The following is a 6,138-nucleotide window of genomic DNA, read 5'->3' on the forward strand; positions in this document are numbered from 1 at the left end:
ACTCAGAGGACCTCTCCCTGGAACTTCTCAAAGCCGATCTCTTCGATGAACTCGCCGAGCCTCTGTTTCTCGGCGTTGGCCTTGTAGTAGCCGATCACCTTCTCCACCAGAGCCAGAGCCTCTTCGTCGGAGAGCGCCTCCGCCAGGACGACCCCGAGCCGGGGCTTACGGGCCGCGTTTCCTCCCACCAGGACGGTCCAGCCTTTGGCCGTCCCCATGAGTCCCAGGTCCTTGACGGCGGGCTCGGCGCAGGAGTTGGGGCAGCCCGAGACCCCCATCTTGAACTTGGAGGGCATATCCATCCCATGATACAACTCATCGAGCTTCAGGCCGACGCCGACGGAGTCCTGTAGCCCCCTCTTGCAGAAGGTCGTCCCCGGACAGATCTTGACGGACCTGACGCAGAGACCTATCGCAGCCCCCGGCTTCATCCCCAGGTCCGCCCAGGCAAAGTCCAGGTCCTCGGGCTTGAGGCCGACGATGGCTATCCTCTGGGCTGAGGTTATCTTTAGGGCCGCTGCGTTGTACTTCTCCGCCACCTCGGCGATCTTCTTAAGACCCGCCGGGTCGATGATCCCTCCCGCGATGTGGGGGGCGATGGCGTACGTCTCTTTGTCTCTCTGGAGGATCGCTCCTTTTTCCATCAGGTCTTTTGCCATGTACTTCCAGCTCCTTTGTTTTTTATCCTCTCTTTCTCTTCCGTCTCTCTGGGCCATCAACCTATATCAAAACTATCCAAAAATATGGCGTTCGGCCGTCACCCCTCCACCCGTGGCCTCCCCGATCCGGAGAACGTCCCCGAGTCTTTCGGCTCCGCCCTCTCGCTCCGTCCGATGGCCTCCTCCACCGCCTCCCTGATGATGTAGCCCGCCTTGTGGAGGATGGTGTCTTTCAGCTCAGGGTCCTGGTCCATGCTGGCGGTGCAGGGGTACGCGTGGTGGGCCTCGGAGATCCTCTCCCGCAGGTCCGGCTGGTCGGTCTCAAGGCCGGTCATCCTCTTGGCGACGTACCATGTGGACCCGCAGGGTGCGGACCTGACTACGTTGGCGGCGAGGATCGTCTCCTTGCCCGCCCGGCTCTTCTGGGTGAGGACCTCTATCTTCGGCTCGCCGAAGTGGGCCTTCTCCATGAAGGCCGATATGGTCGGATTTGCCGGATCGGGGCGGAGGGCGCAGAAGGGCTTGGCGAAGGCCGCCTCCAGGCCGAGCTTATCCGCCTCCTCGGCGAGCTGGGTCCGAAGGCCCAGGGGGAGCTCTTTGGGCCTCTCCGATCCGCCGATGATCCCCCGATACCCTTTATCTTTCAGGATCGGCAAAAGGCCGAAGATGATGTCGGGGTGGACGTTGGAGACGATGGCGATATCCGCCTCGGGTATATCCGGCGGTATGTAGGGGTCGGCGTCGTCGAGGAAGTCGTCGAGGGTGTCGGGGTCGGGCATCTCGATGACGGAGACGAGATCCTCGGCGAGGCTGTACTTGCCGGATTTGCAGAGGGTGCAGGCATCGCCGCAGGATATGCAGAACCCCGAGGCGTTGACCAGGTTTCCGATGAGGGTCCTTCCGAACTCGCCGCTGTAGAATACCACGACCTTCATAATCTAGCTCCTGGTGGGGCGTCCTTCCCCGCCATGGTATACTTAGGATACCAACGTATATAGGCTTGGAGGTTTCCACCAGGATACCATGCAGGAAGGTTGCACCGTCAACAGGACGGTGAAGTACATTGCCCGGAAGTGGACCCTCCTCATCCTCCTGGAGCTATACAAGGGCGAAGGGCATAAGAGGCGGTTCAGCGAGCTGAAGAGCTGCCTCGCCGGGATCACCGCGAAGGTGCTCTCGGCGAGGCTGAAGGAGCTGGAGAGGGAAGGGCTCGTGGAGAGGAGGGTCGATGAAGGGTCCTTCCCTGCGAAGGCCGAATACTCCCTGACGGAGAGCGGCCTTGAGATCGTGGAGATCGTCAAGGAGATGAAGCGGTGGGCGCTCAAGTGGAAGATCACCAACATAGAGTGCAGCTGCATCGACTGCTCCGAGTGCGTCCTCTGATCGGACCCGACCTCCGCCCAGCTGTCGGCAATCTCAAAGCCCCGAAAAAGGTTTGGGGCGGGGAGAGGCCTTCACTGGCGATCCCCTCAGAAGGCCCCATCGCACGTCATCTCCCACGTGATGGGGCTGTACAAAAACCCCCAGTCCGGCGGCGTCCAGCAGGGGGGTGCCTCCGCCTCATCAAAGGGGCCGACCTCGACGACGGCGGAGACGCTCACCATCCGGAGCTCTTCGCCGTCGAGGGTGTACGGATCGACCTCAGCGACGTTCAAATAGCGGCCTGGGTAACGGGCCTCTACGAGGTACTCGATGCTCTTTACCTCTCCGGGCTTCAGATCTGCGACGACCCAGGCGATGAGCCCCCTCGACCGGTCATGCTCCGACGGCATCATAGACGATCCGAGGAGGTCCATACCCTGGGGGAGGGTGTCCTCGATCCTGGCGACGACCGGACGGTCCTGGAGGTTCTGGACCGTCAGCCTGTACAGGACGACGTTATTGAGGACCGGATCTACTGCGGCAGTCTTGCTGGCGAAGATCTCATCGGGGCAGCAGGATAGCCATCCCGCCTCCAGGACCGAGAAGTTGCTGGCGGTGAGGACGGTATCGTTCCCGGCGTCGGCCGTCGCCTTGACGACGTTGACGAGCCCCCCTGCGCCCTCGGTGACGTCGAGGGTGAGGTCGATATTCAGGACTCCGCCTGCGGCCAAGCCCTCCTCGATGTTCCATATCGCCCTGTCGGCGGCGATCACGTCGGGCCTTCGGGATGAGCTGAGATACGCAGTCCCTCTCGGGAAGGTATCCTCGATGGTTACGTTCTCAAGGGGAGCGTTGCCGTCATTGGCGACGGTGATGATGTAGTGGACCTGGCTTAAGTTGGCGTTGCCCTCTCCCACCTTGGATAGGGATATGTGGGGATGGTCGTACTTCGGAACGCCCTCCAGGAGAATCCGTCTTGCTATGGAGTAATCTCCTGAATAGACCTCGTCGAAGTCGATGAGCGCATCAGACCTCTTCTTGCCGGAGACGTTCCCGGTCTCGTTCCCGGATCTATCAGCCACCACGACCCTGTATCGTGCAGAGCCGACGAAATCGGCCTCCGTCGAGAGGTCGTTTAGGCCCCTGAAGACCGATTCTTTATCGAGCCGGTCGATGGAGGTGTACCCCTCTCCAATGTAACTTATCCCCGGGGTCTTCGAGTAGATCCCTTCCTTCCACTTTACGGAGGCCTCTATGGAGACGTCGTCGGTGAGCTTCGAGCTCATGGGGGCGTATACGAGGCTTATGTCTTTTGCGATGTAGTTGGTGGCGGTCTCGATGATCTCCTCCGAGTCGTAGGCTCCGGTCCCCGACTCGTAAGACCTCTGGGAGGAGCCGATCCGTCTGTCCCCGACGACGAGCCCCGATCCCGCCGCCGACTTCTCGTAGGAGACTCCCCGTCCGTACTCGTCGACCCTCTGGAGGATCTTGAAGCTTCCGACGTAGTCCTCCCGCAGCTCGAAGGTGGGAGGCACCTTGGGGTCCGAGGTGTTGGAGGGCATCTTCAGGAACCCGATGTGACCCCGGCCGTCGAAGTCGCTATCTACCTCCATCACCGACTCGTTCTTGTCGAGGAACATGCGCGACTCGCGGTCGAGCCGGACGGCGTCGTGATATGTCTCGGTCATGGTGGTGCCGGTGACGTAATTTTTAGCCCTGGCTTTCTTGACCCAGGCGGAGTCGAAAGCCACGGTTCTGTTGTTGTAGAGGGTTATCGAAGTGGGCTTGTAGGTGGCAGAGAGGTCCTCTTCCCACTCGATCGACTTGTTCGCGGTGAAGATAGAGACCCGCTCTTCGACGTCGAAGTTGCCGCTACCGTACTCTCTAGTCTGAAGCTCGGTTCCAGTTTCGCCAACAAGGACGGTCTCCGTGTCATTGTCAACATCCGTGTCATTGTCAACATCCGTGACTTTGACTGTGTTGGTGAGGATATAAGAGGGCGGTGCTGTCCTGTAATCGTTGGCCACTTTGACGAAGCCCTCCCCCGAGACGCCCTGGATCATGTCGAAGGTGAACTCCTGCGTCTTTGGGACCCTGACTACGAGGGTGATATTGCGACATCCATTGAGATTCCACTCTTGCCAACGATCACCCCTAGCCGAGGGCCACGGGTCGGCGCTGACGAACTCCACCGGCCTATCAAATACGTCGCTGACTTTTATCGCGCCGCACGTACCCCCGTTTATGCTTACATTGATTTGATACGTCACCTCGTCTCCCGGCCTCACCGACTTCTGGAGAGCAGTTTTCGTCACTCTAATCTCTGACCTTATCTGAACATTGGCAGAGGCAGAATCCTCTTTCAAATTGCCTTGTGGATCAGTTCCGGTTACCCTGGCGTTGTTGACTAAGGGGCCCGGCAAATCTTCTGGGAGGACCGTGTACTTTGCAGTCCCGACCGCCTCTTCTCCGGGCTTAAGCGTCAAGTTCTTTGTGTTGAGTATACTGGCGTTTACGTTGGGAAGCTTATTGTCGATTAGCTCGAGGTTAGTAATGTTGGTCTGGCCGCGGTTCTTGACGACGAACGTATACGTCACGATTCCCCCTACCTCGACCTCGGTCTTGTCAGGGGTCTTGGTAAGAACGATGCTCGATTCACCTGGAAATGCCAAGGGGACGAAGGCGGTATCCGAATCCTCGATCAGGTCGCCCTGGGGATCAGTTCCGGTCACCGTCGCGTTGTTCACTATGGGACCGAACAGGTCGCTGGAGACTACTGTATATTCCGCCTCCCCGAACGCCACCTCTCCGGGCTTCAGCGTCGTTCTATTGAGGTCTATGTATCTGTTCAGCCTGTCGTCGAAGAGCTCGAGGTCGCTGATGGTGGTCCTGCCTACGTTCTCCACGGTGAAGTTATAGGTGATGACGGCACCGACGCGGGCTATGATAGGCGATGCGACCTTCGTCAACTTGAGCTCGGAGTGGTAGCTGACTATCACGTCCGCGAAGTCGTAATCTGAAACGGTCCCTTCATCGGAGCTGCCGGTCGCCGAAACGGAGTTGCGGAGCCGGAACTCCTTGAACTTGGGTACCCCCGGCGTCTTCCTGTAATCTCTCCGGATCACCTCTCCTTTTGGATTCACCGTCTCGATGAGGGTATCTCCGGTGTTGTAGTCGAAGACCGTCCTGATCTTGAAGTCGGATGAGGGCACGTCGTAGTCGATGGAAAGCCCCTCCATCCTCGAGGCCAATAGGATGCCGTCAAATATCAAGGACCCATCGGGACCGTACTCTGAGGTGAGGACCGCGTCCATGCCGGGGTTATGGTATTCGGACCTGGTGAGAATCCCCCTGGCGTCCATGAAGAGGACGAGCCGCTCATTTGTGGCGGGGTTGGTGTAATTATAAACCTCGTACCCAGGAAGGTCGCCCTCCGCCACGTCGACGACGAGACGAGCTGACCCTTTATCGAACCTCTCCCGAAGCTCGACCATCTTGGCCAGCTCCACCTCCAGCCTCACCCTCACCCAGATCAGACCCTCAATGGTATCGGCAAGGCCCCCTCCACCGAACTGCTGGACCCAGAGTACCTCTTCGCCAGCCAAATTCCCTTCTTTCCCAAGATCGGGAGATCCGAGGACGGTGAGGGTATCGGTCGTCGAGGCGGATTTGGGTATATCCTCGTCGATGTGGCCTACAAGGGTGATCGTCGTCTCGTTACCAGGGTCGAGGGTTTCCAGGACCGGACCCCAAACGATCGTCGTCGTCCCGTCCGCATTCTCGACGACGCTGTCCGGGTAGGGATCTGCAGAGACGTAGCTCATTCCCGCGGGGAGGCTGTCGTTAACCTCGAGGTTCAGGGGGACCTCCCCGGTATTCTTCACGACGATGGTGAAGGTGACGGCATCGGAGGGGATTCCAGTGGTTGGAGATGCGGTCTTATAAACCTCCAGTCCAGGGTTCAGCACCACAGGCTCACTGCCGAAGTAGTGGCTCGGATCGGAGTCTTCGACTTCCTCTTCCTGATAAGTCCCGTTGGCCTTTGCTGTGTTGCTGTACTGTCCGACCGAAGCCGTCCCGGTCTTGGTGAACGTCTTGCTTTCGCCGACGTTCAGGT

General features: G+C 59.1%; 4 protein-coding genes. 1 reads left to right on the top strand and 3 read right to left on the bottom strand.

Annotated features, from left to right (window positions below; genetic code table 11):
* Window positions 1-2: 2 nt before the first annotated feature.
* A complete protein-coding gene (locus tag P0O24_RS03455) occupies window positions 3-659 on the bottom strand; it encodes a nitrite/sulfite reductase domain-containing protein (protein WP_316968337.1) in 657 nt (218 codons plus the stop codon).
* A gap of 98 nt (window positions 660-757) precedes the next feature.
* On the bottom strand, window positions 758-1,594 hold the full coding sequence (locus P0O24_RS03460; protein ID WP_316968338.1) for a DUF166 domain-containing protein: 837 nt from the start codon (window positions 1,592-1,594) through the stop codon (window positions 758-760).
* A gap of 88 nt (window positions 1,595-1,682) precedes the next feature.
* Here P0O24_RS03460 and P0O24_RS03465 point away from each other — a divergent pair, with 88 nt between their 5' ends.
* Complete coding sequence (locus P0O24_RS03465) at window positions 1,683-2,042, top strand: winged helix-turn-helix transcriptional regulator (protein ID WP_316968339.1); 360 nt, start codon at window positions 1,683-1,685, stop codon at window positions 2,040-2,042.
* Window positions 2,043-2,128: 86 nt separating this feature from the next.
* On the opposite strand, the gene P0O24_RS03470 is transcribed toward P0O24_RS03465, so the two are convergent.
* A partial coding sequence (locus P0O24_RS03470; RefSeq protein ID WP_316968340.1) for a DUF7507 domain-containing protein occupies window positions 2,129-6,138 on the bottom strand: 4,010 nt, incomplete at its 5' end.

Origin of the sequence: Candidatus Methanocrinis alkalitolerans (assembly GCF_029167205.1) — an archaeon.
Lineage (GTDB): Archaea > Halobacteriota > Methanosarcinia > Methanotrichales > Methanotrichaceae > Methanocrinis > Methanocrinis alkalitolerans.

Bases quoted from the DNA above. Each gene is read 5' to 3' on its own strand.
- P0O24_RS03455 (WP_316968337.1), bottom strand. From the start codon at position 659: ATGGCAAAAGACCTGATGGAAAAAGGAGCGATCCTCCAGAGAGACAAA.
- P0O24_RS03460 (WP_316968338.1), bottom strand. From the start codon at position 1,594: ATGAAGGTCGTGGTATTCTACAGCGGCGAGTTCGGAAGGACCCTCATC.
- P0O24_RS03465 (WP_316968339.1), top strand. From the start codon at position 1,683: ATGCAGGAAGGTTGCACCGTCAACAGGACGGTGAAGTACATTGCCCGG.